Source organism: Micromonospora sp. NPDC049559 (assembly GCF_040676675.1).
GTDB lineage: Bacteria > Actinomycetota > Actinomycetes > Mycobacteriales > Micromonosporaceae > JBFAPK01.
In genome coordinates, this window is sequence record NZ_JBFAPK010000009.1 from 123,736 (window position 1) to 147,751 (window position 24,016).

Below are 24,016 nucleotides of genomic sequence, written 5' to 3' on the forward strand. Positions count from 1 at the left end.
AGGCGTACCCGCGCCAGCCCGACCATGGCGTTCAGGACCGGTCGGCCTCGCCCGGCCGGTCAGACCGTTCCCCGCGATCGGCCCAGGCCGCCACCGTCTCGCCCATCCGCCGGACGAAACGCTCCCCGTCGCCGGTGAGCCCACCGGTGGCGAGCAGCGCCTCGACGGCGCCCGCCGTCCAGTCCCGGTACATCCGGAACCGCTCGGCCGCCACGTCGCCCGGCCGGGCCCGCCAGATCTCCGCGATGGCGAGATGGGCGTACGTGCCCTGGAGCACCCCCTCCACCGGGCGCGGATCGGGCCGCCAGGGCACGACCAGGCGGACCCGCTCGGTCGGGTCCACGAGATCACAGAGGTCGAGCACCGCGCCGAGCTTGACGTGCTGGAACTCGTGCACCAGCAGCACGGCCAGCTCCTCGGCCGGGGCGAGGACGGTACCGACCGCGCCGAAGGCGTGCCGGGACGTACCGCTGTGCAGCCGCCCGTGCGGGTCGTCGGCCAGCGGGGTCACCGCGCGCAGCCCGACCCGCAGGCCGGGCAGGTGGCCGGGGACGTCCCGCCGGACGAGGGCCGCCGCGGCGGCGAGGTGCCGCCGCCAGGTCGCCGCCCGCTCGGGGGTGAGCCGGGCGGTGGCCGGCCGGTCGTAGCAGTCGCGGTACGGGTCGAGGTCCTCCACGAGCAGCCGCCAGGACTCCGCCTCGACGAACCGGGCCGGCTGCCAGCCGGGCGGGGTCGGACCCGAGCCGTCGAGCGGCACCCGTACCGTGCGGTCCCCCGCCTGGGCCACGAAGCCGGCGGCGTCGACCGCCAGCCGGACCGTACCGCCGCCGGCCGGCTGGTCCAGCGCGAGCGCGCCGAGCCCCGGCAGCCACAGCAGCCCGGACCGGGCCGGCACCTCGACGTCGGTGCTCACCCCGGCCTGGATCGCGGCGGCCGCGGCCAGCGCCGCGAGGTGCGCCGGGTCGGTGGCCGCCGCGGTACGCGGGTCGAGGCGGCCCTGGACCCAGCCCCGGGCGTACGGGTGGGCGAGCACGGCGTCGACGGCCTCGGGCGCCGCGCCGTCCAGCTGGCCGAGCAGCTCCCAGGCGCGGGCCGGCACGGCGCCGGTCAGCCCGCCGGCGGCCTCGGCCAGCAGCGCCCGGACGATGGCGAGTTGGGAGGCGGCCAGAGAGCCGACGGTGGCGGCCGAGCCGGGGCCGGAGCCGAGGTCGTCGAGGAGCGCGGCGCGGACCTGCCCCTGCGGGAGCAGGTCGACGGCGCCCGCGGCCGGCTCGGCGCCGGTCCCGACGGCCGGTACGGCGGGCGGCGGGTCCAGGTTCATCGACCGGATCAGCTCCTTGAGGTCGGCGCAGTAGGCGGACGGGTTGTCGAAGCCGGTGCCGTCGCGGTAGCGGTGGGCCCGCAGGCCGCCGCCGCACTGCCGGACCACCGGGCACTGCCGGCAGGTCTGGCAGAGCTCGGCCAGGCCGGTGCTCCGGACGGCGACCTCCGGGTGTCCGGCGACCTCGTCGACGGCGTGGGCGAAGACGTCGAGGCCCGTGCCGGCCGCCCCGTCGTAGGTGGTCTTCATCGAGTCGGCCAGCTCCCAGGCCCCGTCCGTCTCGATCACGACGAGGTCGGCCGGGTCGAGCCCGACCGCCTCGGTGCCGCTCGGACCACCGGCGGCGGTGGAGATCAAAGAGTCGAAGAGCCGGATCGGTACCGGCCGGCCGTCGGCGAGCCAGCGCCGGTAGATGCGGTACAGCCAGTCCGCGTACGGCGTGGCCGCCCCGTCCGGGCGGTACGGCGGCTGGTTCCAGGTGGCGTGCGGCAGCAGCAGGTCGATCCGGGGCGGCTCCTCGGCGAGCAGCGCCTCGTAGACCCGGATCGGGTCGTTGCGTACGTCGATGGTGCAGAGCAGGCCGGCGTAGCTCCGGCGGTACTCGGGCCGGCGCAGCAGCGCCAGCGCGCGGCGTACCTGGGCGTGGCTGCCCGTACCGTCGGCGAAGCGCCGGTGCCGGTCGTTCGCCTCGGCGTCGCCGTCGAGCGAGATGCCGACGCGCACGCCGTACTCGGCGAGGAGTTCGCAGAGCGCCGGGGTGAGCAGGACGCCGTTGGACTGCATCCGCAGGTCCAGCTCGGCGACCGGGGCGATCGTGGCGGTCAGCTGCGCGAGCAGGGCGCGCAGCCGGACCGGCCCGAGCAGCAGCGGCTCGCCGCCGTGCAGCACGACGCGGACCCGGCGCAGCCGGTGCGCCCGGGCGTGCTCGGCGATCCGGGCGGCGGCGGCGCGTACCGTCTCCCGGTCGATCGCCCTCGGTCGCCCACGCCAGCTCTGGTCGGCGTGCCGGTAGACGTAACAGTGGTCGCACGCCAGGTCGCACCGGCTGTGCACCTTGAGGACGTACTGGGTGAGCGGGCGCGACCGCACGGGCGGTGCGCCTCGTGCGGTCGACACCGGAGCGACGTCAGATCGAGGAGTTGAAGGTGGCGACGTCCACGGTCGCCGTGCTGGTGCCGCGCTGGACGATCCGGTCGACGACGGGACGCACCTGGGCGGCGGAGAGTTGGTGCAGCGGAGTGCGCCGGATGGCGAACAGGTCGGCCGGCGGCTGCTTGGTCTGAGCGGTTACGACATGATCCACGGCGATTCCCCCAAGGACGGTGCGCGCGGACGGATCGGGAACTGGCGGCGGCGGAAACCTCGCCTGGTTCGTAGCATAGAGGCCGGTCGAGGTCATGTCACCGGTGCCGAACGCATCCCATCCGCATGGAAATGCCATTTCACCGCGCGTTCGCCGACCCGTCGGGGCGGACGTCCCCATTCGCGCCGATCGGTGCGAACCGAACCGGACCGATACGCGAATGAATTTGCCGACTTCGATCTACTGCACTACGCCCCGGTCGCCCGCGTCGCGTGCCTCGATCGTCCGGTCGTACCGCTTCCGGGCCCGGTCCAGCTCCACCACGTGCCGCTCGGCCCAGTCCGTGACCGCCTCGATGACCGGCAGGAGACTCCGGCCGAGCGGCGTGAGCCGGTATTCCACCCGAACCGGAACCGACCCGGTGACCGACCGGGAGAGCAGCCCGTCGCGTTCCAGGCCCCGCAGGGTCTGGGTGAGCATTTTCTGGCTGGCCCCGGCGAGCGCACGGGAAAGCTCACCGGAGCGCAGCGGCCCCGAGGCCAATTCCCGCAGCACGAGACCCACCCATTTGTCGCCCATCCGATCCAGCATCCGCAAAGTGGGGCACAGCGCCATGCGCCGCAGGTGCTCGGCCCGCGCCTGCTCGCGCCGCTGGGCGGCGGTCCGGGTGGTCATCGGCGTACCTCCGCGTGCGTTGGGCACCCCAAGGTGCGTACTGCCCCGATCGCGCGCGCCGACCTTAGCTTCGCCGGAGGTGACGCCGCCATCCGGCCGCCACGGACCAGCGAAGGGAAGAACATGCGCACGATCGGGATCCTGGGTACCGGCAACGTCGGCCGGGTGCTCGCCACCGGACTGGCCGCCTCGGGGCGTACCGTCGCCGTCGGCTCGCGAACCCCCGAGCGCCCGCTCGCCTGGGTGGACGCCGCCCCGGGGCGGCGGATCCGGCTCACCGACCTGCCCGGCGCCGCCGCCGCGGACGTGGTCGTCAACGCGCTGCCGGGTCACGTCGCCGTACGGAGCCTGGGCGAGCTGCGCGGCGCGCTGGCCGGGAAGGTCCTCGTCGACGTGGCGAACGCCGTCGAGCACGGCCCGGACGGGTTCGCCAGCGCGCTGCTGTACCCCGGCGGCAGCCTCGCCGAGGCGATCCAGCGGGAGCTGCCCGACATCCGGGTGGTCAAGACGCTCAACACGATGGGGCCGGCGGAGCTGATGGCCGCCCCCGCCACCGCGTCGGCTCCCCCGTCGGCCTTCCTCTCGGCCGACGACTCCCGGGCCAGGGCCGTCGCCCGCGAACTGCTCGCCGATCTCGGCTGGCCGGCCGAGTGGATCGTCGACCTCGGCGGGCTGGCGACCGCGTGGTGGCCGGAGAGCTTCATCCTCATGGTCCGCCCGCTGGTCGCGGCGCTCGGGCCGGTCCCGTTCGGCCTCGCCATCGCCAGGTGACCCGTGCCCGGCGGCGACTCCCCCGCGCCGGCGCGGGCGGTCAGGCGACGCCGGCGGGGCGGAACTGGACGCTGACCCGGGGGCCGACCGGCTTGGCGGTCTTCGGCACGGCGTGCTCCCAGGTGCGCTGGCAGGAGCCGCCCATCACGATCAGGTCGCCGTGGCCGAGCGGGAAGCGCAGGCTCGCGCCGCCGTCGCGCGGGCGGAGCAGCAGCGGCCGGGGCGACCCGAACGAGACGATGGCGACCATCGTGTCGACGCGGGACCCGCGCCCGATCGTGTCGCCGTGCCAGGCGACGCTGTCCCGGCCGTCGCGGTAGAGGCACATGCCGGCGGTGACGAACGGCTCGCCCAGTTCGTCGGCGTAGTGCTCGTTCAACCGCCGGCGGGCCTCGGTGAGCAGGTCGTGCGGCAGCGGCTCGTCCCGGCCGTACCAGCGCAGCAGGCGGGGCACGTCGACCCGGTTCTCGTACATGGTGCGGCGCTCGGCGCGCCAGTCGACCTCGGTCAGCAAAGTCGGCAGCACCAGGTCCGACCCGCGCACCCAGCCGGGCAGGTGGTCGACCCAGGCGCCACGGGTGAGCCGGTGCCGGCGGAGGCTACCGGCGAGCGGGCCGAGCGTCGCCTCCGGCGCCAGGTCCAGCATCGAGGGCTGGTAGACCGCGTGCGTCATACGGCCACCCTACGCCTGCTCGAACAGGCGTACTAACCCCCCTCCAGGGCGTTCTCCCCGGTCACGGCCGGTACGGGTCGCGCCCGGCCCGGACCGCGTCGAGCATCCGCCCGTGGTCGGCCCGCGCGGCCCGGTAGAGCCCGCCGCCGAAGCTCACCCGGGCCACCCCGAACTCCGCGAGCTGGGGCAGGCTCGGCGCGCCCGGCCGGAACAGCACGTTGACCGGCGCGCCGGCGTCCCGTACCAGCGCCCGGAGGTCGTCCGGCCCGGTGGCGCCGATCGGGTACACGCAGTCGGCCCCGGCCGCCGCGTACCGCCGGGCCCGCCGCACCGCCTCGGCCAGCCGCTCGGTCGGGTCGCCCGTACCGCCCGCGAGGTAGACGTCGACCCGGGCGTTGAGCACCAGGTCCACGCCGGCGTCGTCGGCGGCGGCCCGGACCGCGGCGAGGAAGTCGGCCTGCTCCTGCGGATCGACGAGTTCGCCGGTACGCGGGTCGCTGTCCTCCAGGTTGCAGCCGACCGCGCCGGTGGCGGCGAGCCGCTCGACCAGTTCCGTGGGCGCCATCCCGTACCCCCGCTCCAGGTCGGCGGTGACCGGCACGGCCACGGCGCGGGCGACGCGGGCCACCGCGGCCAGCATCTCGCCGGGCGGTGTCGCCTCGCCGTCGGCGTACCCCAGGGACTCCGCCACGGCGGCGCTGCTGGTGGCCACGGCCGGGAACCCCGCGGCCTCGACCGCCCGGGCCGTGCCGGCGTCCCAGGCGTTGGGCAGCACGAGCGGGTCGCCGGGACGGTGCAACGCCCGCAGGACCCCGGCTCGCCCGATGTCGCTCCGCACACTCATGCCCGCCACGCTAGGACCGCGATTGGCACGCCGTAAGGGCCAATCGGGGTCCGATGGCTCCGGCCAATCCCCCCGGCCGGGAGGTCTCCGCGCCGCGCCCGGACGGCGACGGGGGAGCTTCCGCGGGTGCCGGCGGACGGGACGCGGATCCTTCCGGGAACGCTTGGCACTCGGAGGGGGAGAGTGCTAAAAAGATAGGTGTCGCGCCCAGCCAGCGCGGTGCGGAAGACCACCGCCGCGCGGGCGCGGAAGGCAGTGCCACCGCCCGCCGGAGAGCCCGGCGGACGCGCGAGTAGGAGGTGGTCCACGTGGTACTGGCATTCGATCCGTTCCGTGAGTTCGACCGGCTCGCCGAGCAGATGCTCGCCGGCACGGGCTCGGTACGCGGCCCGCTGGCGATGCCGATGGACCTCTACCGGTCCGGCGACCACTACGTACTCCACTGCGACCTGCCCGGTGTCGATCCCGGGTCGGTGGAGATCAACGTCGAGGGCTCCGTGCTGACCATCACGGCCGAGCGCAGCGCTCGCCCGGACGACGTGCGGTGGCTGAGCCGGGAGCGGCGCACCGGCCGGTACCAGCGGAGGCTGTCGCTCGGTGACGGCGTCGACGCGACGCGCATCACGGCCACCCACTCCGACGGCGTGCTCACCGTGACGATCCCGGTGGCCGAACACGCCAAGCCGCGCCGCATCCCCGTCACCGTCGGCGGCTCCGGCCAGGTGCTCTCCGGCACCGCGTCCGAGACCCCGGCGCTGGAGCGGTCCGCGTCCTGACGGTGGCGGCGGCACGGGACCCGGCGCCGGTTTCGGTCATGGGCACGCCGCCCGGCCGGGTCCCGCCCGTCGCGGACGGTACCGACCATCTGCCAGATCATCTCTTGTGGGCGCCGGAGTCCTCTCCGGCGCCCACCGGCCTGATAGAGAGCCGATATCCGGGCACCGGGTTCTGCGTACAGCCCTACCACGTGAAGATCAATATGGCCCGATGCCGCTCCCTCCCGGCCCGAATCGGCCGAGCGCGTTGCGTCGCCCCCGCCCGCTAAGATCGCCCGTACCGCGCCCCGGCGGCTGGAGCAAGGGCGGTAGCAGCGCAAATGGAGGAGCCATGGCGGAAACGGCCGTGCCCGACGAGTCCGCGACCCTGCTCGCCGAGGAGACCCGGGCCCTGCTCGCCAGCCTGACCGGTCAGCGCCGGCACGTGCTCGGAATCCTGGAGGGGCTGCCCGACGAGGCGCTGCGCCGGCCGGCCCTCCCCTCGGGCTGGACGTGCCTGGGGCTGGTGCAGCACCTCGCGCTCGACGTGGAGCGCTTCTGGTTCCGCGCCGTCATCGCCGGCGAGCAGGTCGAGCTGAAATCCGGGGACGCCGCCTGGCAGGTCGCCGACGACGTACCGGCCGAGGCCGTCTTCGACCTGTACCGGGACGAGATCGACCGGGCCGACGAGATCATCAGGGCCGGTGACCTCGACGCCGGGCCGGCCTGGTGGCCCGAGGACATGTTCGGCGGACAGCGGGCCCAGAGCCTGCGGGAGACGATCCTGCACGTCATCACCGAGACCGCGTGCCATGCCGGACATCTCGACGCGGCCCGCGAGCTGACCGACGGCCGGACCTGGCTCGTCCTGACGGACTGAGGAGACCATGGGCAGCTGGGGCATCGGCAACTTCGACAACGACACCGCCGCCGACCACCTCTCCATCGTCACCGCTCGGCTCCTCGACGAGGTCACCGAGGCGATGGCGAGCGACCCCGACGAGATCGAGCCGGACGAGTACTGGGGTGTGGCCGTACCCTGCAACCTCGAACTGCTCTGCCTCCTCGCCGAGCAGCGCTGGGTCGGCGTGACGCTGCCCGACGCGGCGACGGTCGCCGAGTGGCGGCGGCGCTACCTGGCCGTCTGGGACGAGGCGGTCGAGGAGCTGATACCGAGCCCCGAGGCCCGGCAGCGGCGACGAGCCGTACTCGTCGAGACGTTCGAACGGCTCGCCGCCGCGGTCGCCGCGAGATAGTCCCGGCCGACGGCGCCCCGGGTCGTCAGCCGGGGCAGGTCCGCTCGTCAGTCGGGGCGGTCCCGGCCGTCGGTCGAAGCTGTTCCGGTCGTCACTCCTCCGTGGCGAACCGGAGCACCTCGGTGACGAAGAGATCTGCCTGTTCGATGTGCCCCATGTGCCCGCTCTCGGCCAGCACCACGAGGCGGGAGCCGGGGATTCCGTCGTGCAGCATGCGGGCCCAACGGGTACCGCAGATGAAGTCGTGTTCCCCCACCAGGATCAGCGTGGGCAGCGCCAGCGCGCCGAGCCGCTCCCGTACGTCGAACGGCGCCGGCTCCTCCCCGCGCATCGGGTCGATCCAGGCCCGGAGTCCGGCGAACGCCGGCGCCAGCTCGGCCTGGCGCGCCCAGTAGTCCGCGAAGTAGAGCGGCAGGATGCGCCGCAGCGCCTCCGTGTACGCCTCGTCGGTGTCGGCGGCCAGCGCCGCCTGGAACGCCACCGGCAGCTCGGCCGCCTCGGGCCGGTCCGGATGCCGCGCCGGATAGGCGGCCACGTTCGCCATCGCCGCCGCCCAGAACTCCTCGCCGGTGACCGGCGAGGTGTCGAAGAGGATCAGGCCGGCGAGGCGCCCGGGGTGCGTCAGGGCGTAGCGCTGCGCGACGAAGCCGCCGTGCGAGTGGCCGAGCAGGAACACCTCCGGCCGGCCGAGGTGCTCGATCACGCCGTGCAGGAACCGCACGTACGTGTCGAGCCGGTAGTCGCGGGGGTCGGCCAGCCGTCCGGAGGTACCGGTACCGACCGGCTCCAGGTACACCATCGTCAGGCGCTGCTCCAGGGCCGGCATGCGCAGGTACGGCCAGTCGATCCCCGGTCCCCCGGAGTGCGCCACGCAGACCGGGCCGGTCCCCGCGACGTGGTAAACCTGCCGCACCCCCTCGATCTCCAGTACATGGCGGCCCGGGGCGAGGGCGTCGGTGCCGGTGCCGGTGGTGCTGGTGGAACTCATGTGACGATCCCCTACGGTCGCGGCCTGGGTCAGGCCCGATTCGGTTGACACCACCGAGATGCCGCGACCCCCGGTCGAGTTCGATCGCCGCCCAAGATTTTTTCCAGCCGGGCCGCCACCGCCCGGGCCGGCTCAGCCAACGCCCGCTCGGCCCGGCGCAGGCGGCACCCGCTCGGCCCGGATCAGGCGACACCCGCGCGGGCCGGCTCAGGCGACGGTGAGCGCCGGACGCGGGTGGAAGAGCCGCAGCTGCTGGACCCGGCCCGCGTGCAGGCGGTGCAGCCAGAGCACGGCGGGCGGGCAGTGCTCCGGGTCGTCCGGCGGGCTGATCAGGTCGGCCTCCCAGATCATCACGTCCCCGCTGGCCACCACATTGGTGATGCGCTGCCGCACGCCGTGGCTCAGGTCACGCTCCATGCCGAGGACCGCGAAGTCCTGGCCGCCGCGCTCGCCGCCGGGCCCGATCATCTCCGCGTCCGGCGCCCAGGTTTCGCGTACGACGGCCGCGAACTCGCCCCGTCGGGCGGCCGCCAGCGTCTCCTCGGCCTCCCGGCGGCGCTCGGCGTTGTGGGCGACGGCGTCGTCGTGGGCGGCGCTCGCGCTCTCCATCAGAGCGGCGGCGAGCTTGCTCCGGGCCTGGTTGAGCCGGCTGCGGACGGTACCGACCGGGACGCCGAGCAGCGCGGCGATCTGGTCGTACGACGACACGTCGCTGAAGTAGCGCAGCAGGGCGACCAGCCGCAGCGGCTCGGTGAGCCCGCCGAGCGCGTGCCAGATCCAGTCCCGCAGCGAGCGCCGGTCCAGCAGCTCCTCCGGGGTGGGCTCGGCCGAGGGCAACACCAGCCCCTCCACGTCGCCCAGGACCACCGGTCGGGCCGCCCGCAGCCGCATCCGGCAGCCGTTGCGGACGATCGCCCGCAGCCACGGACCCACGGCCGCCGGATCGCGCAGCTCCTCGATCCGGCGCATCGCCATTAGCATCGCGTCCTGGACGGCGTCCTCGGCGTCGGCGCCGTACCCGAGCAGGCTCACCGCGACGGCCTGCATGCCGGCGGCGTGCCGGGACAGCAGCACGCCGAGCGCCGTGCCGTCACCCGACCGGGCGGCACGTACCAGTTCGACGTCCGGCACCCCGTCCGCGGCCATCCCGTACCCCTTCCCCCGTCTCGCGCCGCCTGCCCGCACCGCGCTACGGCGGAGTTCGCCGCTGCCGGCGGAGCGCACCGGGCCCGTGTTCCCCGATTGTCCCGGTCCGTGCCGGGTCGACGGAGATCGGCCCGCGGCGACGGGACCGAGGACACGCCGACCAGGCCCGGCCGGCGATGCCGGCGACCGGGACACGCCGACCAGGCCGGCGGCGCCGCCGGGGTCGGTACCCGGGCGAGGGTCGGTACCGCAGGGCCGGAAGCTCAGCGGCCCGACGCGGTCTCCGTGGGCGCGGTGGTCCGGGCCGGTGACGAGGTCGCGGCCGGGTCGGTGGCGCTCTCACCCGGCTCGGGATCGCCGGGCGCGGAAGCCGTCGGGACCGGGCTCGTCGGGACCGGGCTCGTCGGGGCGGGGCCGCTCGGCGCCGGACCGCTGGGAGTGGGACCGCTCGGCCAGGAGTGCGTCGGGCTCGGGTCGGGCGAAGGGCTCCCGGAGGGAGTGGGACTGCCCGACGGGCCGGGGCTACCGGCGGGGGTCGTCGGGCCGCCCGAGGGGCGAGGTGTGCCGGTGTGGGCGGACGGGGACGTCGTCGGAGCCGCCGGCCCGGTGGCCTGCGGCGTAGTGGTCTGCGGCGCGGTGGTCTGCGGCGCCGAACCGCCGGCCGCCGTCGCGGGAGCGCCGCCGGGCACGGGTACCGCGGGCGGCAGCGCGGGATCGGGCGTGCCGGTTACCGCCAGCGGCGTGCCGGAGTCGGCCGGGCGGGGATCGGCCGTGGCCGGCGCGCCGGGCGTGGCCTGCCCGGTCGCGGTCCCGCCGCCGGTCGGGCCGGCCGACGCCCGCGCCTCGGTACGGGGCGCGGCCGAGGTCGGGGCGGTCTCCTCGCTGCCGGTCAGCACCAGGCCCAGCCCGGTACCGCCGACGATGGCGGCGGCGAGCAGACCGACGGCGGCGCGGTTCACGGGTGGGCGGGGGCGGCGGTGGGCGGGCACGGGTGGCTCCCTGGGACTCGGTGCGAAGCGCCGGGCAACGGTCCGGGCGACCGTCCGGCGGAGCGGGCGGCGGCACGCCACTTCGCGGCGGTACCGGCGCGACAAGCGACAGCATGGACCCTGCCCGCCGGGGCGACGCGCGGGCAACGACCGCGGGCACACTGGTGGGCCATGTCACACCCAATCAGCAGGAAGAATGCGATGACCTCATGAGCCGGACATGACCGACTTACGGCAGTCACTCCCGGAGTGCCGACTTCCGCCGTGCCCGTCGCCTCAGCCTCCGGGCTCTCCGGTCAGGACACGGCCTAGCCTGGGCCGGTGGCGGATGTGATCGAGGGCGAGTCGTTCCGGAACGAGGACTGGTACGGCGAGGAGATGGTCGAACGCGCCTACCAGAGGTGCACGTTCCACGGCATCGATCTCACCGAGTCGCTGACCCGGGGCGCCGTCTTCACCGAGTGCACCTTCGGCAACGTACGCTTCAACGCCTCCCGGCACACCGACTCGGCGTTCCTGCGCTGCACCTTCCAGCGCAGCAACTTCTTCGAGGCCGAGTTCACCGGCTGCAAGCTCGTGGGCAGCACCTTCGCCGAGTGCACGCTGCGCCCGCTGCGGATCACCGGCGGCGACTGGTCGTTCGTCGGCCTGCCCGGCGCCGACCTGCACGGCGTCACCATCGACGGGGTACGGATGCGCGAGGTGGACCTGACCGGCGCCAACCTCGCGGGCGCCGCCGTCACCGGTACGGATCTCTCCGGCGCCCAGCTGCACGGCGTGAACGTCGAGCGCTGCGACCTGCGCCGCAGCGACCTCAGCGCGCTCGACCCGACGACCAGCCGGGGGCTGCGCGACGCGCTCATCGTCCCCGAGCAGGCCGTGGTGATCGCCCAGGCGCTCGGCTTCCGGATCGGCTGACCGCCCGCCGGCGACGCCGCGTCCGGCGGCAGCGCCCGGGCGGGCACGACGCGGGCGGGCAGCCGGGCGGGCACGACGCGGGCATCGCGCAGGTTCACAGAATGAGTGGCTATCGCCGGACGGATAGCGACTCATTCTGTGAATCTGTCGTGTTCGCCGTCGCGCGCCGCCCGCGTGACCGGATCGGTCCGCCCCCGGGCGGGATGATGCCTTCCGGCGGTTCGCCCGTGGGGCGCAGGCTAGGGCCATGAGCAGCGCACTTATCGTGATCGACGTGCAGGAGTCGTTCCACCGCCGGGAACTCTGGTCGGCCAACTCGAATCCCGACCTGGTCGATCAGGTCAACCGCCTGGTCGGTGCCGCCCGGGCCGCGGACGACCTGGTGGTCTGGGTCCTGCACAGCGAGCCGGGCAGCGGCGGCCCGTTCGACCCGGCGCACGGCGGCGTCCGGCTGATGGACGGGCTCCAGGCACACGAGGGTGAGCCGACGCTGACCAAGACGTCGCACAACGCGTTCACCACCACGAACCTCCAGCAGCTGCTCACCGTACGGGGGATCCGCCGGCTGGCCGTCTGCGGCATCCGTACCGAGCAGTGCTGCGAGACCACCGCCCGGATCGCCTCCGACCTGGGCTTCGAGGTCGACTTCGTGACCGACGCGACCGCCACGAACCCGATCCCGCACCGGGACGCGCCGGCGGACCGTACGGTCGCCGAGATCCTCGCCGACCCACGCACCCTCGGCACCGACGAGATCATCGCCCGGACCGAGTACGCCCTGGCCGGGCGCTTCGCCACCATCCGTACCGTCGCCGAACTGACCGGCGTGCCGGCCGGGGTGGGAGGCTGACCGGACCGTGCCGCACGTGGTCTTCCTGCTCGTCCCGCAGCTGCACCTGCTGGACCTGGCCGGTCCCGCCCAGGTCTTCTCGACCGCGGCCGACTTCGGCCACGACTACCGGCTGCACTACGTGGGCGAGCGGGAGGAGGTGCCGACGGCGCAGGGTCTGCCGGTACGCGCCGGGCTGGCCTGGCCGGAACTAGGCCCGGACGACCTGGTGCTCGTACCCGGGTGGCGGTCGCCCACGCTCGGTGACCCCCGGATCGGCGCCGATAGCCGGCGGCGGCTGGCGGCCCACCACGCGGCCGGCGGTACCGTCGCCAGCGTCTGTAGCGGCGCCCACGCCCTGGGCAGCGCCGGACTGCTCGACGGGCGGCGCTGCACCACCCACCACGACCTGCAGGAGGAGCTGGCGCGCCGCTACCCGGCGGCCACGGTGGTACGGGACGTGCTCTACGTGGTCGACGACCGGGTCGTCACCTCGGCCGGCATCGCCAGCGGCATCGACCTCGCGCTGCACCTGGTGGCGACCCGGCACGGTCCGGCCACCGCCGCCCGGATCGCCCGCGAGATGGTGGTGTACGCCCGGCGCAACGGCCACGAGCGGCAGGCGAGCGTGCTGCTGCGCTACCGCGCGCACCTCGCCGAGGTGGTGCACCGGGCGCAGGACCTGATCGACGCCCGCTTCACCGACCGGCTCCCCTTGGCCGAGCTGGCCTCGGCCTGCCGGGTCAGCGAGCGGACCCTGACCCGGCAGTTCGGCCAGGCGACCGGGATGAGCCCGCTGCGCTACCAGCACCTGCTCCGGCTGGAACGCGCCGAGCACCTGATCGGGCACGGCGCGACGGTCGAGTCCGCCGCGCGGGCGGTCGGGTTCGAGGACGCGCGCATGCTCCGCCGGCTGCGCGCCCGCACCGCGGGCTAGCGGGACGGACCTGGTCAGCGGCGATCCCGCGCGGACGACTGATTCACCGCTCAGGGACGGACGCGTCCCGGGTCGTCCTCAGCGCCTGCCACGGTCCACCAGGAACAGGATCAGACCGGTGACGCTCAGGACCAGGCCGCAGCACATTCCACTGAGGCCGACCGCCAGATTTCCGTACCCCAAGGAGGAGACGGGATAGTCCGCCCCCGAGACGTAGAACGTGACGAGCCAGGCGACGCCCGCGGCGCACGGGCAGAGCAGGCCGACGACCATCAGCACGATGCCCGTCACGGCGAGCGGGCCGCGCCGCCGTCGGGCCGCCTGAGATGGATCTCCTCCCGCCCCGATCCCGCCGCCTACCTCCATCGCGACGATCCGACGGACCTCCTCTTCGGAGATGCCGAAGCGCCGTCCGATCTGCCCGACGTCCTCGCCCGCCCCATAGGCGGCGATGACCTGCTCGTCACGATCCGCAGACATGAGGAAGAACGTACTTCTCGATCTTCGCCGAGGTGTCCCTCTGTCATCTAGCTGACGCGGAATTGGGCAACCGGGGTCACGGACGGGCCGCTTTCCCGGTACCCGACTCCGCCTCGCCCACCCGCCCGCCGTGCCGCCGGCCCGGCACCCGAAACCGGGGCGCACCCGGGCCGAGCAGCGTCGCCGAGAGGAGCTGCCGCAGTACGACGATCGCGGCGGCGCCGGCCAGCGCCGGCCAGTCCCGCGCGCCGGCGAGCCGGATCAGCCCCGCCGCGGTCAGCAGGTCCAGCAGGATGCGGATCGCGGCGCGCCAGGAGCCGGTGGCCACCAGGACGATGCCGGCGGCGGCCAGGCCGGCGGCGGTGAGGAGCGTGGCGAGCGCGTTCACGGCTCGCCGGCCGGACCGGCCCCACCGGCCCGGCCGCCACCGCCCGACCCGGCCTCCGCCGCGCCGGACGAGGGGCCCACTCCGGCCGCCGTCGGGCCCGACGACCGGTCCGCCCCGGCGTCCGCCGCGCTGGAGCGCGGGTCCGACCCGGCCGCGTCGACCTGCCGCTGTTCCTGGGTGATCTCCCGCCGGAGGAAGTAGTTCAGCGCGGTACGGATGGTGGCGATCGCGGCGAGCTGCCCGATCTGCTGGAAGCTCGGCGAGACGGCGGTACGCAGGATGTCGGCGGCGAGCTGGAACTCCAGCCCGAGAGTGAGGAAGCGGCCCAGCGCGAGCCGGATGTGCGTGAAGACGGCGCTGTGCCGGTGCCGGACCCCCTCCGTCACGAAGCGGATCACCGCCCAGGCGGCGCCGATGAAGATCACTCCGGCTCCGGCCGCCTCGACGATGGTGACCAGCACCTCGACGACCCGGCGCAGGAGGTCCTCGCCCACCACCGCACCCCCTACCCCGCCCGGCGCCGACCGGCATCGCAGGCACGATATCCCGGCGAATCGACTTCACGGCGGCACCCGGGGGATTACCTTCCGTTACATGGCTCGTTCGCGTTCGGCCGCCGCCCTGGTGAGCGCGCTGCTGGCGGTGTCGCCGCTGCTGACCGGGGGGACCACGCCCCTGGCCGCGCCGGCCGGGGTGGCCGCGCTCGTACCGCACCCGGGACAGGTCGCCGTGGCCGCCCGCGCCCCGCACCGGCCGTGTCCCGAACCGTCACCGGCGGTGCCTCGCCCGTCGCACCCGGCCCGGCCGACCCCCGACGCCACGCAGGGCGCGGTCGGCGGGCCGGCCCTCGCCACGGCGGGGCTCGCCACCGCTCCCGGCACCCCGACGCCACCGCCGGTCACCGCGACCTCCTGGGTGGTGGCCGACCTGAACACCGGCGCGGTGCTGGGCGCCTGCGGCCCGCACGAGTACGGCGTGCCGGCGAGCGTACAGAAACTGCTGCTCGCGGCGGCGTTCATGCCCGACCTGAAGCCGGAGCAGAAGGTACGGGTCACCGCCGGGGACCTCGACTTCGAGCCGGGCAGCTCGGCCATGGGGCTGGTGCTCGACGGCGAGTACACGGTCGAGACCCTCTGGCTCGGGCTGCTGCTGAACTCCGGCAACGACGCGGCGAACACGCTCGCCCGGCTCGGCGGCGGCCCGGACGGGCTGGCCGGCGGGCTGCGGGAGATGAACGCGGAGGCGCGCCGGCTGGGCGCGTACCAGACGCACGCCGCCACCCCGTCCGGCCTGGACGGCCCGGGCCAGTACACCAGCGCGTACGACCTGGCCCTGATCGCGCGGGCCTGCTTCGCCCGGGAGGACTTCCGCCGCTACGCCTCCACCCGGGAGGCGCAGGTGCCGGCGCAGCCGCCGGCCCACGCGCGCGGCTTCGCGATGTTCAACGACAACCAGCTGCTCTTCAAGTACCCGGGCGCGCTGGGCGGCAAGACCGGCTACACCGACCTGGCCCGGCACAGCTTCGTGGGGGCCGCGGAGCGCGACGGCCGGCGGCTGCTGGTGACGCTGCTCGGCGCCGAGAACCAGCCGCAGGCCGGCTGGCAGCAGGGTGCCGCGCTGCTCGACTGGGGCTTCGGGCTGCGCCCCGACACGGCCGTCGGCCGGCTCGTCGACCGCACCCCCGACAGGTCCACGGCGTCGCCGGCCGCGGCAGCCCCCTCCGCGGTCGCCCGGGCCGCCGCGGAGGGCGCGGCCGAGGTGCGCCCCGCCGGAGGTACCGGGGAGCGCTCGCCGCTGCTGCTGGCCGCGCTCGCCGGCGGTGGGCTCGCGGCGCTGGTGCTGCTCTTCGCGCTGGTGAGGCGGCGCCGCGCCCGGCGAGGCATGTGATTCCGACGGGCGGGTCGAGCCGTGTGGTCGCGACACGCGGGCCGGGGCGTGTGATCCCTCACGCCGCGCGCTGATCTTGTCCGGCGCCGGTCCGCGCGGCAGTAGCGTTGCCAGGGTTGACGGCACCCCTCGCAGCGGAAAGTCGGTATGACAGACACCTCGCCCCGCGTCGGTCCGGACCGGGGACCGGTCGACTCCTCCCCGGCGCCCACGGCCACCGATCAGGCGCCCACCGCCGCTCCCGACCCGGCGCCGCGCAGCCTGCGGGTGCTGACCGTGCTCCTCGCGGTGGCCTGCGGTGTCACGGTCGCGAACCTGTACTACGCCCAGCCGCTGCTCGACCTCATCGCCGGTGACTTCCGCCTGGGCCAGGGCACGGCCGCCCTGATGGTGACGCTGACCCAGCTGGGGTACGCGGCCGGCCTGCTGCTGCTCGCCCCGCTCGGCGACCTGCTGGAGAACCGGGCCCTGGCCTCCCGTACGCTGCTCGCCACCGCCGCTGCGCTCTTCGCCGCCGCCGCGGCACCGGACTTCGGGGTGCTGCTGGCCGCGTCGGTGCTGATCGGCGTCACCTCGGTGGTGGTGCAGATCCTCGTACCGCTCGCCGCGCACCTGGCGCCCGCCGCCACCCGCGGCCGGCTGGTCGGCCGGGTGATGAGCGGACTGCTGCTGGGCATCCTGCTGGCCCGTACCTTCTCCAGCCTGGTGGCGGCGCACGGCGGGTGGCGCAGCATCTACGTGGTCTCGGGCGTGCTGATGCTCGCCCTGTCGCTGACCCTGGCCCGGATGCTCCCCCACCGCCGGCCCGCGCCGCGCACCACCTACCCGCGGCTCATGGCCTCGATCGTGCAGCTGGTCCGGACCGAGCCGGTGCTGCGCCGCCGGGCGGTGTCGCAGGCGCTGATGTTCGGCGCGTTCAGCAGCTTCTGGACCTCGATCGCCTACCAGCTCATCGACGTACACCATTTCTCGCAGACCGGCGTCGGGGTATTCGCGCTGGTCGGCGCGGCGGGCGCGGCGGCGGCGCCGATCGCCGGCCGGCTCGGGGACCACGGCCACGGCTGGCGGGCCAGCGGCGCGGCGGTGGCGCTGGGGCTGGTCGCGATCGCGCTGGCCGGCTTCGGCGCCGGCTACGTGGTCCTGCTCGCGGCCGGCGGGGTGTTGCTGGATCTCGCCGTCCAGGGCCACCAGGTGCTGAGTCAGCAGGAGATCTACCAGCTCCGACCCGACGCGCGGGCCCGGGTCAACACCGTCTTCATGACCACCGTCTTCGTGGCGGGGGCGGCCGCCTCCGGGATCTCCGGAGCCCTGCACGAGCGCTTCGGGTGGGGCGGGGTCAGCGTCTTCACGGCGCTGCTGCTCCTCGCGAACCTGCTGATCTGGCTGGTCGCCGGCCGCTCCCGGGCCCGGCGCCGCGCCATCGCCTAGCCCGAGACGTGCGGGTTCCCGTCGGTCACCCGGAGCATCACCCCGGCGAGCACCGGCACCGATGGCCGCCGCTGGTGGCGGGGCCCTGAGGGGACGCGGTTAGCCGCGCGGCGGGACGAGTCCGTGCCACGGCGGGGTCGGGCGGTTCGCGGGGGAACCACCCGACCCCGCGGGGCGTACGCCGGTCAGGCGGCCGATGCCAGCGCCTCGAACTCGGCGTCGGTCAGCTTGATGCCGGCCGCGCCGATGTTCTGCTCCAGGTGGGCGACCGAGGACGTGCCGGGGATCGGCAGCATCACCGGCGAGCGCTGGAGCAGCCAGGCCAGCGCGAGCTGCGACGGCGTGGCGCCGTGGCTACGCGCGATCTCGGCGAGCGGTCCGGTGGCACCGGCGAGCGGCCCGCTCGCGAGCGGGGCCCACGGGATGAAGCCGATGCCGTGCTCGGTGGAGTACTCGAGCAGCGACTCGGCGGACCGGTCGCTCAGGTTGTACCGGTTCTGCACCGACACGATCTTCGCGAACTCCGAGGCCGCCTCGACGTCGGCAACCGTCACCTCGCTGAGGCCGATGTGCCGGATCTTGCCCTCGTCCTGGAGCGCCTTGAGCTCGCCGATCTGCTCGGCCAGCGGAACCTTCGGGTCGATGCGGTGCAGCTGGAGCAGGTCGATCCGGTCCACCCCGAGGTGGCGCAGGTTCAGCTCCACCTGCTGCCGCAGGTACTCGGGACGACCGACCGGGATCCATCGGCCCGGACCCTGGCGGGTGAAGCCGACCTTGGTCGCGATGACCAGGCCCTCCGGGTACGGATGCAGCGCCTTCTTGATCAGAAGATCGGCCGTGTACGGCCCGTAGGCGTCGGCCGTGTCGATAAGGTTCACGCCGAGTTCCACCGAGCGCCGCAGTACGCGCACGGCCTCCTCGGGGTCGCGCGGGTCGCCCCACACGCCCTGGCCGGTGAGCTGCATCGCCCCGAACCCGAGCCGGGTCACCCGGAGGTCTCCGCCGAGCAGGAAGGTGCCGCTCGCGGTCGCGTTGGCGGTGGTGTCCGTCATGTCAACTCCAAAACTGAACGGAAGCGCACAGTACGGGTGGGAAACCTCCCCGGGCACCGCCGCTATTCCGCCCCGGCCCCTCATGATCGACAGAACACAGCCACGCGAAACGGCCCGGCGCCGCCGCGGCACATCCGAGCCGGCCGGGCCATTTGTGCTATTATCCTCCGTCGATGTGACGATTGCCCCGGCCCGGGCCCGCCCCCGGTCGGAGCGGTCGGCCCGAACATCCGCGCGCCGGTCGCCGAGAGGAACGCGTTGACGTCCGCAACGACCGCTGGTGAGATCCCGGGCCCCCGGGCGGCCGGGGTCAGACCGGCCAGCAGCGCGCTGGTCCGGGTATTCGCGATCTTCCCCGCGCTGATCCGGCTCACCTGCGGCCTGGCCGGCGCGGTGGTGGCCCTCGCGGTACGGGGCGCCCCGGTGCAGACCTCCCTGCTCGTACCGGTGGTCGGGGTGCTCACCGCCTGGTCGGTCCTGTTCGCGGTCTGGACGCTGGGCAGCGGGCTCGGTACCCCGGTGGTCCTCGTCGACCTGACCCTGACCGCGGCGACCTGCCTGCTCATGGACCGCCTGGTCGCCGCCGAGGTGCTGCCCGGCGAGGTGAGCTGGGTGGCGATCCTGGCCAGCACCTCGGTCATCCTCGCCCAGTTCGGGCTGCGCGCGCCGGCCTCCATCCCGGCCGGGCTGCTCGTGGCGGCGGCGTACGCGCTGGGGGCGCACCGGTCCGGCGACGACACCGAGGCGGTGGCGCACGCCACCACCCTGGTGGTGCAGACCCTCTGCACCGCCGGGCTGGTCTTCCTCACCCGCCGCAGCAGCCGCACCGCCGACGCGGTCTTCGACGGCTACCAGCGCAGCTCCCGCGACGCGCTGATCGCCCGGGCCGCCCGCGAGGCCGAGCGGCGGCAGAACCGCGACCTGCACGACACGGTGCTCTCCACGCTCACCGTCGTCGGCCTCGGCGCGGTCGGGACCGGCTCGTCCGCGCTGCGCGAGCGGGCCGCCGCCGACCTGCGTACGCTCACCGAGCAGGCCAGCGCGCGGACCCGGGAGGACGGCCCGCGGGCCGACCCGGCCGGGGCCGTCGGGCTGGACGAGCGGCTGCGGGACCTCACCGGGCGGTACCCGCGACTGCGGCTGACCAACGACGTCGCGGCGGTCGCCGCCGTGCCGCCGGCCGTCGCCGAGGCGATCGTCGACAGCGCGGCCGAGGCGCTCGCCAACGTGGCCCGGCACGCGCCGGACGCCGCGGTCGGCCTGCGGCTCACCGAGCGCGGCGGGACCGTGCTCGTGGAGGTCGCCGACGACGGGCCGGGCTTCGACCCGGGCGCGGTACCGCTGCACCGCTTCGGGCTGCGCGAGTCGGTGCTGGGGCGGATGGCGACCGCTGGTGGGCGGGCCGAGGTGGACTCGGCCCCCGGCCGGGGCACCCTGATCCGCTTGACGTGGTCCCGGTGACGGCGCGGATCCCGGCCCGCACCGGCGGGCCCGTACCGGCCAGCCGGGACGGCGGCGGCACGACCGCGACCGGCGGCCCGGACGGCGCCGCCGCGACCGCGACCGGCGCCCCGGACGGCGCCGCCACGGCCGCCGCCGACACCGGTACGGCCATGGCGGACGTCGCGTCGATCTCGGACCGGGGCACCCGGATCGCCCTGGTCCTGATCGCCTTCGGCTGGCACACGGCCATCGGCCTCCCCGCGGTCGTCGACAAGTGGAGCCAACTGCGCCTGCCCTGGGTCGTCGGCGCCGGCTGGCTGCTCTTCGTGGTCGTGGGGCTCGTCGCCGCCGTACGCCTGCTGCGCGGCGGCCGGGTGCCGGCATCGCTGCTGGCCGGAGCGCTGCTGCTGGTCGACGCGGCGGTCTTCGCCAGCGTCCCCGCGGCGCTGCTCTTCGACTCGGCGAACTTCGGTTGGGGCACGGTCGGCTGGTTCCTGCTGCTGGTGCTCTGGGAGCGGCGGATCGCCTGGCTGGTCGCCGCGCTCACGGTCAACGCGGTCGTCGCGCTGGTGGCGGTGCTGCTGCTGGCCGACGGCAGCGCCGCCGACCTGAGCCGCTACGCCATGTACGTCTACGGCACCGCCACCCTGCCGGTCTTCCTGGCCTTCGCGGGCGCGGCCCTGCGTACCCTGGCCGCCAGCACGGCCGGCACGGCGGCGGCGCGGGCCAGGCTGGAGGCCGAACGAATCGCCGCCCGGCGCGCCCGGGCCGACCGGCGGGAGCGGCTGTCGATGGTGAGCCAGACCGCCGGGGCCGTGCTGGCGGAGCTGGCCGACGGTCGGGCCGACCCGGCCGACCCGCGGGTGCAGCGGCGCTGCGCGCTGGAGGCCGCCCGGCTGCGCCGCCTGATCGCGGAGTCGGACGACGTACCCGATCCGCTGCTGCACGAGCTGCGGGCCGCCATCGACATCGCCGAGCGCAACGGCCTGCCGGTCGAGCTGGTCGCGGTGGGAACGCTGCCCGCGCTGCCGGTGCACATCCGCCGCCAGCTCGCCGAACCGCTCACCACCGCGCTGGCCGCGGCCCGGCAGTGGGCCCGGCTCACCGTGGTCGGGCAGCCGGACGAGGTGGTGGTGAGCCTGGTCGCCCCCGCCGGCGGCGCACCCGAGGCGGACGGCGGTGACCCGTCGCCGGCGGACCGTGGGCGGACCGCCGTGGACGGTGCGGGGACGCCGGCGGCGGACGGTGGCGCCGGCGAGGTTGAATTCGGGTACGAGCAGGACGGGGAGCTGGTATGGGCGCAGACCCGGTGGCGGGTGCCGTGAACGGCGGGGAACGGCAGTTCACCGTCGCGATCATCGACGACCATCCGGTGGTCGTCGAGGGCGTCCGCTCCTGGCTCGCCGCCGAACCGCGGCTGAGCGTCATCGCGACCGGCGACGACCCGGACGTCGTGCTGGGTCCCGGCGCTCAGGCACCCGACGTCGTCCTGCTCGACCTGCGGCTGCGCGGACACCTCGCGATCGACAAGGTGGCCGAGCTGAGCACCGCCGGGCAGCGGGTGGTGGTCTACTCCGAACACACCGAGGCGGAGACGATCCTCGCCGTGCTCGACGCGGGCGCGGTGGCCTTCCTCGCCAAGCACGAGGGCCGGGAACACTGCGTCGCCACCGTGCTCGCGGCCGCGGCCGACCGGCCGTACGTGCCGCCCGCGCTCGCGGGCGCGATCGTCGGGGACCGGCGCTCGGACCGGCCCACGCTCTCCGAGAAGGAGCGCGAGGCGCTGCTGCTCTGGTTCCAGTCGATGTCGAAGGCGTCGGTGGCCCGCCGGATGAACATCAGCGAGCACACCGTCAAGCAGTACGTCGACCGGGCCCGGATCAAGTACGCCCGGGCGGGGCGGCCGGCGGCCACGAAGGCGGCGCTGCTCGCCCGAGCGATCGAGGACGGACTCGTACGGGCGGAGGAAATCGGCAACTACCGGTCGTACGCCTCGCCGCCCGACCAGCCGACCCCCTAACGACCGTCATGACGCGGCCCGCGCCGTCGGCCAGTCTCATAGCGAAGAAGTTCCTCACAGGAGGCCTTCGCGCATGAGCACCGACGCATCCCCGTTCTTCATCCGCCCGCACCGCTTCGACGACCCGGGCGAGGACGACCGTACCTATCCGCGGCTGGACGGCCGCCGGCAGATCGCGCTGGACGCGAGCGAGCGGGTGCTCTGGCGGGGCCGGGTCGGACTCTCCGGTTACCTGCTCGGACCGCGAATGGGCAACGGCGTACTGCACTGGTCGCTGCCGGGACGGGTCGAGGTGACGGTGACCGACCGGCGGCTGGCGTTCGTCCGCGAGGGCAGCCACCTCGAACGCGTCGCGGCCGGGGCGGACGCCGATCCCGAGCCGCTCTCCACGGGTCGGCACCGCCGCCGGCCGCCGCGGGCGGGCAACCGGGTCGCCGCCGGGCAGGTCCGCTGGCAGTGGCCGTCGCGGCTGCACCTGCTACCGGCCGCCGCCGCGACGGCGTACGCGCCGGCCCGGCCCGAGCAGGTCCTGCTGGTCTGCGACAGCCTCCGGACGATCCGGCAGCCGGCGCTCGCCCTGGCCGGAGGCGACCTCGGCACCCCGGGCGCGGCCCGTGACCTGCTGCACCTCGTCCGCCGGGCGATCGCCCGCTTCCGGCTGGCACACTCCGGCACCGTGGAGCTGTCGCCGCCGGAACGCGACGCGCTCACCAGCCGCGCCGGTTCGAGGCTGTTCGCCGACGAACTCGCCGACCCGGACCGCGGCATCCAGCTGCCCGGGTCGCTGGTCATCGAGTTCCTGCACCGAGACGACTACTACCGCCGAGCCGCGCGGAGCCAACCCTCCCCCACCCGGGCTCCTCGCACCGGTACGCCGGAATACTGGCGCTCCGGTCAGCCCGGCTCGGCATCCTGATCGGGTCGGGCCCGAGGGGTCCCGGGCCCGACCCGATCAGCCGATCTTCCGCACACTCGCTGTGTATCCCCGCGCTCGCGCGCTTCGCGGCGCCTGGGAGGCGGTGTCTTCCCCTCCGCAACGGTGTGGGTGACGGGTCGTTCGCCGCGACGCGTCGGTCCAGACACACCGGCGCCGCTGCGCGCACTCGCTGGTTACGCCCTGAGCGGATCTGCTGTGGGCGAATTCGAGGCCACGCGGGCGTACCGCCGGGCGGACCCGGGCCAGGATGGCCCGATGGAACGCGAGGAGTTGCGGGCGGGAAGCGGACCCGGGCGGAGCGCGCCCAGGGCGGTGCTGTTGTGGCTGCACGGCGGCGGTTGGCGGGGCCGGTCGACGGAGAACGGGGCGGCGCTGGCCGAGCACGGGCTCCTCGTCGTCGAGGGTGGTTACCGGTTCAGCCACGAGGCGCGGTGGCCGGCCCAGCTCGACGACGTACGGGCGGCGGCCCGCGCCGCGCGGCGGCGCGCCCCGGACCTACCGCTGCTGGTGGGGGGCGACTCGGCGGGCGGCACGCTGGCGCTGCAGCTCGGGCTGCGCGGGGTGGACCGTCCCGACGACGTCGCCGGGGTGCTGGCCTACTGGGCGCCGGTGGACCCGCTCGACGAGGAGTGGGTGCGACGCCGGCGCCACGACAATCCGTGGGCGGACCTGATCGGGCACGAGCCGGCGGCGGGCGACGCCGCCACCGTCGACGCGACGGTGGCGACCCACCTCGGCAACGGGGTGCCGGTGTTGCTGGTGCACGGCACCGCCGACGCGGCCGTGCCGGTGGGTCAGCCGGTCGCGCTCGGCGCGGCGCTGCTCGCCGCCGGCCATCCGGTGCACTCGCTGATCACGCACGGGGGCCACGCGCTGGAGCTGGATCGTGCCGACGTCCGCGCGGTGACCCGCGCCTTCGTCGACACGATCCTCGATCCGCCGAACCGCTGAGCGGCCCGGACCCGGGGGCGGGAAA

25 protein-coding genes and 1 pseudogene are annotated in these 24,016 nt (G+C 74.9%); 14 read left to right on the plus strand and 12 right to left on the minus strand.

Annotated elements, in window-relative coordinates:
• Positions 1–31 precede the first annotated feature (31 nt).
• The 3 genes from AB0J86_RS13470 to AB0J86_RS13480 all read right to left on the minus strand — a co-directional run bounded on the left by AB0J86_RS13470 (position 32) and on the right by AB0J86_RS13480 (position 3,299).
• Positions 32–2,410 (minus strand): FxsB family cyclophane-forming radical SAM/SPASM peptide maturase, encoded by a 2,379-nt coding sequence (locus tag AB0J86_RS13470; protein ID WP_363856687.1) that lies wholly within the window; start codon positions 2,408–2,410, stop codon positions 32–34.
• 37 nt (positions 2,411–2,447) lie between these two features.
• Positions 2,448–2,624: a hypothetical protein gene (locus AB0J86_RS13475; protein ID WP_363856689.1), complete on the minus strand. Its 177-nt coding sequence runs from the start codon at positions 2,622–2,624 to the stop codon at positions 2,448–2,450.
• A 240-nt stretch (positions 2,625–2,864) separates the two neighbouring features.
• Positions 2,865–3,299, minus strand: coding sequence for a helix-turn-helix domain-containing protein (locus AB0J86_RS13480; RefSeq protein WP_363856691.1), 435 nt, complete (start codon positions 3,297–3,299; stop codon positions 2,865–2,867).
• Between the two features lie 123 nt (positions 3,300–3,422).
• Between AB0J86_RS13480 and AB0J86_RS13485 the strand changes: the two genes are divergently transcribed.
• Positions 3,423–4,070, plus strand: coding sequence for an NAD(P)-binding domain-containing protein (locus AB0J86_RS13485; RefSeq protein WP_363856693.1), 648 nt, complete (start codon positions 3,423–3,425; stop codon positions 4,068–4,070).
• Between the two features lie 40 nt (positions 4,071–4,110).
• Here the strand turns inward: AB0J86_RS13485 and AB0J86_RS13490 are convergent, their stop codons facing one another.
• The gene (locus tag AB0J86_RS13490) at positions 4,111–4,743 is read right to left on the minus strand and encodes an alpha-ketoglutarate-dependent dioxygenase AlkB (RefSeq protein ID WP_363856695.1); all 633 of its coding nucleotides are present in this window, start codon (positions 4,741–4,743) and stop codon (positions 4,111–4,113) included.
• 61 nt (positions 4,744–4,804) lie between these two features.
• Positions 4,805–5,587: an isocitrate lyase/phosphoenolpyruvate mutase family protein gene (locus tag AB0J86_RS13495; protein WP_363856697.1), complete on the minus strand. Its 783-nt coding sequence runs from the start codon at positions 5,585–5,587 to the stop codon at positions 4,805–4,807.
• Positions 5,588–5,895: 308 nt separating this feature from the next.
• Between AB0J86_RS13495 and AB0J86_RS13500 the strand changes: the two genes are divergently transcribed.
• The 3 genes from AB0J86_RS13500 (at position 5,896) to AB0J86_RS13510 (ending at position 7,598) form a co-directional block, all read left to right on the plus strand.
• Complete coding sequence (locus AB0J86_RS13500; RefSeq protein WP_363856699.1) at positions 5,896–6,363, plus strand: Hsp20/alpha crystallin family protein; 468 nt, start codon at positions 5,896–5,898, stop codon at positions 6,361–6,363.
• Between the two features lie 331 nt (positions 6,364–6,694).
• Positions 6,695–7,222: a DinB family protein gene (locus AB0J86_RS13505; RefSeq protein ID WP_363856701.1), complete on the plus strand. Its 528-nt coding sequence runs from the start codon at positions 6,695–6,697 to the stop codon at positions 7,220–7,222.
• A gap of 7 nt (positions 7,223–7,229) precedes the next feature.
• Positions 7,230–7,598 carry a DUF4259 domain-containing protein gene (locus AB0J86_RS13510; RefSeq protein WP_363856702.1) on the plus strand — a complete coding sequence of 123 codons (369 nt, stop codon included), beginning with the start codon at positions 7,230–7,232 and terminating at the stop codon, positions 7,596–7,598.
• A 91-nt stretch (positions 7,599–7,689) separates the two neighbouring features.
• Here the strand turns inward: AB0J86_RS13510 and AB0J86_RS13515 are convergent, their stop codons facing one another.
• The 3 genes from AB0J86_RS13515 to AB0J86_RS13525 all read right to left on the minus strand — a co-directional run bounded on the left by AB0J86_RS13515 (position 7,690) and on the right by AB0J86_RS13525 (position 10,721).
• A complete protein-coding gene (locus tag AB0J86_RS13515; RefSeq protein WP_363856704.1) occupies positions 7,690–8,586 on the minus strand; it encodes an alpha/beta hydrolase in 897 nt (298 codons plus the stop codon).
• 207 nt (positions 8,587–8,793) lie between these two features.
• Positions 8,794–9,732 (minus strand): sigma-70 family RNA polymerase sigma factor, encoded by a 939-nt coding sequence (locus tag AB0J86_RS13520; RefSeq protein ID WP_363856706.1) that lies wholly within the window; start codon positions 9,730–9,732, stop codon positions 8,794–8,796.
• Positions 9,733–9,995: 263 nt separating this feature from the next.
• Positions 9,996–10,721 carry a hypothetical protein gene (locus tag AB0J86_RS13525; protein WP_363856708.1) on the minus strand — a complete coding sequence of 242 codons (726 nt, stop codon included), beginning with the start codon at positions 10,719–10,721 and terminating at the stop codon, positions 9,996–9,998.
• Positions 10,722–11,042: 321 nt separating this feature from the next.
• On the opposite strand from AB0J86_RS13525, the gene AB0J86_RS13530 reads away from it, so the two are divergent.
• The 3 genes from AB0J86_RS13530 (at position 11,043) to AB0J86_RS13540 (ending at position 13,405) form a co-directional block, all read left to right on the plus strand.
• A complete protein-coding gene (locus tag AB0J86_RS13530) occupies positions 11,043–11,639 on the plus strand; it encodes a pentapeptide repeat-containing protein (RefSeq protein ID WP_363856710.1) in 597 nt (198 codons plus the stop codon).
• 247 nt (positions 11,640–11,886) lie between these two features.
• Positions 11,887–12,489, plus strand: coding sequence for an isochorismatase family protein (locus tag AB0J86_RS13535; RefSeq protein ID WP_363856712.1), 603 nt, complete (start codon positions 11,887–11,889; stop codon positions 12,487–12,489).
• Positions 12,490–12,496: 7 nt separating this feature from the next.
• Positions 12,497–13,405: an AraC family transcriptional regulator gene (locus AB0J86_RS13540; RefSeq protein ID WP_363856714.1), complete on the plus strand. Its 909-nt coding sequence runs from the start codon at positions 12,497–12,499 to the stop codon at positions 13,403–13,405.
• 78 nt (positions 13,406–13,483) lie between these two features.
• Here the strand turns inward: AB0J86_RS13540 and AB0J86_RS13545 are convergent, their stop codons facing one another.
• The 3 genes and pseudogenes from AB0J86_RS13545 to AB0J86_RS13555 all read right to left on the minus strand — a co-directional run.
• Positions 13,484–13,885 carry a cell division protein CrgA gene (locus AB0J86_RS13545; RefSeq protein ID WP_363856716.1) on the minus strand — a complete coding sequence of 134 codons (402 nt, stop codon included), beginning with the start codon at positions 13,883–13,885 and terminating at the stop codon, positions 13,484–13,486.
• Positions 13,886–13,961: 76 nt separating this feature from the next.
• A complete protein-coding gene (locus tag AB0J86_RS13550; RefSeq protein WP_363856718.1) occupies positions 13,962–14,273 on the minus strand; it encodes a hypothetical protein in 312 nt (103 codons plus the stop codon).
• A 158-nt stretch (positions 14,274–14,431) separates the two neighbouring features.
• Positions 14,432–14,770, minus strand: a pseudogene (locus AB0J86_RS13555) (DUF1622 domain-containing protein); the annotation flags it as partial.
• A 97-nt stretch (positions 14,771–14,867) separates the two neighbouring features.
• Between AB0J86_RS13555 and AB0J86_RS13560 the strand changes: the two are divergent.
• Both AB0J86_RS13560 and AB0J86_RS13565 read left to right on the plus strand, forming a co-directional pair.
• Positions 14,868–16,160, plus strand: coding sequence for a D-alanyl-D-alanine carboxypeptidase (locus AB0J86_RS13560; RefSeq protein WP_363856719.1), 1,293 nt, complete (start codon positions 14,868–14,870; stop codon positions 16,158–16,160).
• A gap of 147 nt (positions 16,161–16,307) precedes the next feature.
• Complete coding sequence (locus AB0J86_RS13565) at positions 16,308–17,588, plus strand: MFS transporter (RefSeq protein WP_363856721.1); 1,281 nt, start codon at positions 16,308–16,310, stop codon at positions 17,586–17,588.
• A 185-nt stretch (positions 17,589–17,773) separates the two neighbouring features.
• On the opposite strand, the gene AB0J86_RS13570 is transcribed toward AB0J86_RS13565, so the two are convergent.
• Complete coding sequence (locus AB0J86_RS13570; RefSeq protein ID WP_363856723.1) at positions 17,774–18,640, minus strand: aldo/keto reductase; 867 nt, start codon at positions 18,638–18,640, stop codon at positions 17,774–17,776.
• 258 nt (positions 18,641–18,898) lie between these two features.
• Between AB0J86_RS13570 and AB0J86_RS13575 the strand changes: the two genes are divergently transcribed.
• The 5 genes from AB0J86_RS13575 (at position 18,899) to AB0J86_RS13595 (ending at position 23,991) form a co-directional block, all read left to right on the plus strand.
• On the plus strand, positions 18,899–20,101 hold the full coding sequence (locus AB0J86_RS13575; RefSeq protein WP_363856725.1) for an ATP-binding protein: 1,203 nt from the start codon (positions 18,899–18,901) through the stop codon (positions 20,099–20,101).
• Positions 20,098–21,408, plus strand: coding sequence for a hypothetical protein (locus tag AB0J86_RS13580; protein ID WP_363856726.1), 1,311 nt, complete (start codon positions 20,098–20,100; stop codon positions 21,406–21,408). Before AB0J86_RS13575 ends, AB0J86_RS13580 begins: the two co-directional genes overlap by 4 nt.
• Positions 21,378–22,103: a response regulator transcription factor gene (locus tag AB0J86_RS13585; RefSeq protein WP_363856728.1), complete on the plus strand. Its 726-nt coding sequence runs from the start codon at positions 21,378–21,380 to the stop codon at positions 22,101–22,103. The genes AB0J86_RS13580 and AB0J86_RS13585 overlap by 31 nt, the downstream gene beginning before the upstream one ends.
• A gap of 73 nt (positions 22,104–22,176) precedes the next feature.
• Positions 22,177–23,019, plus strand: a complete 843-nt coding sequence (locus AB0J86_RS13590; RefSeq protein WP_363856730.1) for a hypothetical protein — start codon at positions 22,177–22,179, stop codon at positions 23,017–23,019.
• A gap of 276 nt (positions 23,020–23,295) precedes the next feature.
• On the plus strand, positions 23,296–23,991 hold the full coding sequence (locus tag AB0J86_RS13595; protein ID WP_363856732.1) for an alpha/beta hydrolase: 696 nt from the start codon (positions 23,296–23,298) through the stop codon (positions 23,989–23,991).
• The last annotated feature ends 25 nt before the right edge of the window (positions 23,992–24,016 follow it).

Coding starts and splice junctions, on each gene's coding strand:
- AB0J86_RS13495 (WP_363856697.1), bottom strand. CDS start 5,587: ATGAGTGTGCGGAGCGACATCGGGCGAGCCGGGGTCCTGCGGGCGTTG.
- AB0J86_RS13595 (WP_363856732.1), top strand. CDS start 23,296: ATGGAACGCGAGGAGTTGCGGGCGGGAAGCGGACCCGGGCGGAGCGCG.
- AB0J86_RS13565 (WP_363856721.1), top strand. CDS start 16,308: ATGACAGACACCTCGCCCCGCGTCGGTCCGGACCGGGGACCGGTCGAC.
- AB0J86_RS13590 (WP_363856730.1), top strand. CDS start 22,177: ATGAGCACCGACGCATCCCCGTTCTTCATCCGCCCGCACCGCTTCGAC.
- AB0J86_RS13485 (WP_363856693.1), top strand. CDS start 3,423: ATGCGCACGATCGGGATCCTGGGTACCGGCAACGTCGGCCGGGTGCTC.
- AB0J86_RS13490 (WP_363856695.1), bottom strand. CDS start 4,743: ATGACGCACGCGGTCTACCAGCCCTCGATGCTGGACCTGGCGCCGGAG.
- AB0J86_RS13545 (WP_363856716.1), bottom strand. CDS start 13,885: ATGTCTGCGGATCGTGACGAGCAGGTCATCGCCGCCTATGGGGCGGGC.
- AB0J86_RS13570 (WP_363856723.1), bottom strand. CDS start 18,640: ATGACGGACACCACCGCCAACGCGACCGCGAGCGGCACCTTCCTGCTC.
- AB0J86_RS13480 (WP_363856691.1), bottom strand. CDS start 3,299: ATGACCACCCGGACCGCCGCCCAGCGGCGCGAGCAGGCGCGGGCCGAG.
- AB0J86_RS13585 (WP_363856728.1), top strand. CDS start 21,378: ATGGGCGCAGACCCGGTGGCGGGTGCCGTGAACGGCGGGGAACGGCAG.
- AB0J86_RS13535 (WP_363856712.1), top strand. CDS start 11,887: ATGAGCAGCGCACTTATCGTGATCGACGTGCAGGAGTCGTTCCACCGC.
- AB0J86_RS13505 (WP_363856701.1), top strand. CDS start 6,695: ATGGCGGAAACGGCCGTGCCCGACGAGTCCGCGACCCTGCTCGCCGAG.
- AB0J86_RS13515 (WP_363856704.1), bottom strand. CDS start 8,586: ATGAGTTCCACCAGCACCACCGGCACCGGCACCGACGCCCTCGCCCCG.
- AB0J86_RS13510 (WP_363856702.1), top strand. CDS start 7,230: ATGGGCAGCTGGGGCATCGGCAACTTCGACAACGACACCGCCGCCGAC.
- AB0J86_RS13520 (WP_363856706.1), bottom strand. CDS start 9,732: ATGGCCGCGGACGGGGTGCCGGACGTCGAACTGGTACGTGCCGCCCGG.
- AB0J86_RS13560 (WP_363856719.1), top strand. CDS start 14,868: ATGGCTCGTTCGCGTTCGGCCGCCGCCCTGGTGAGCGCGCTGCTGGCG.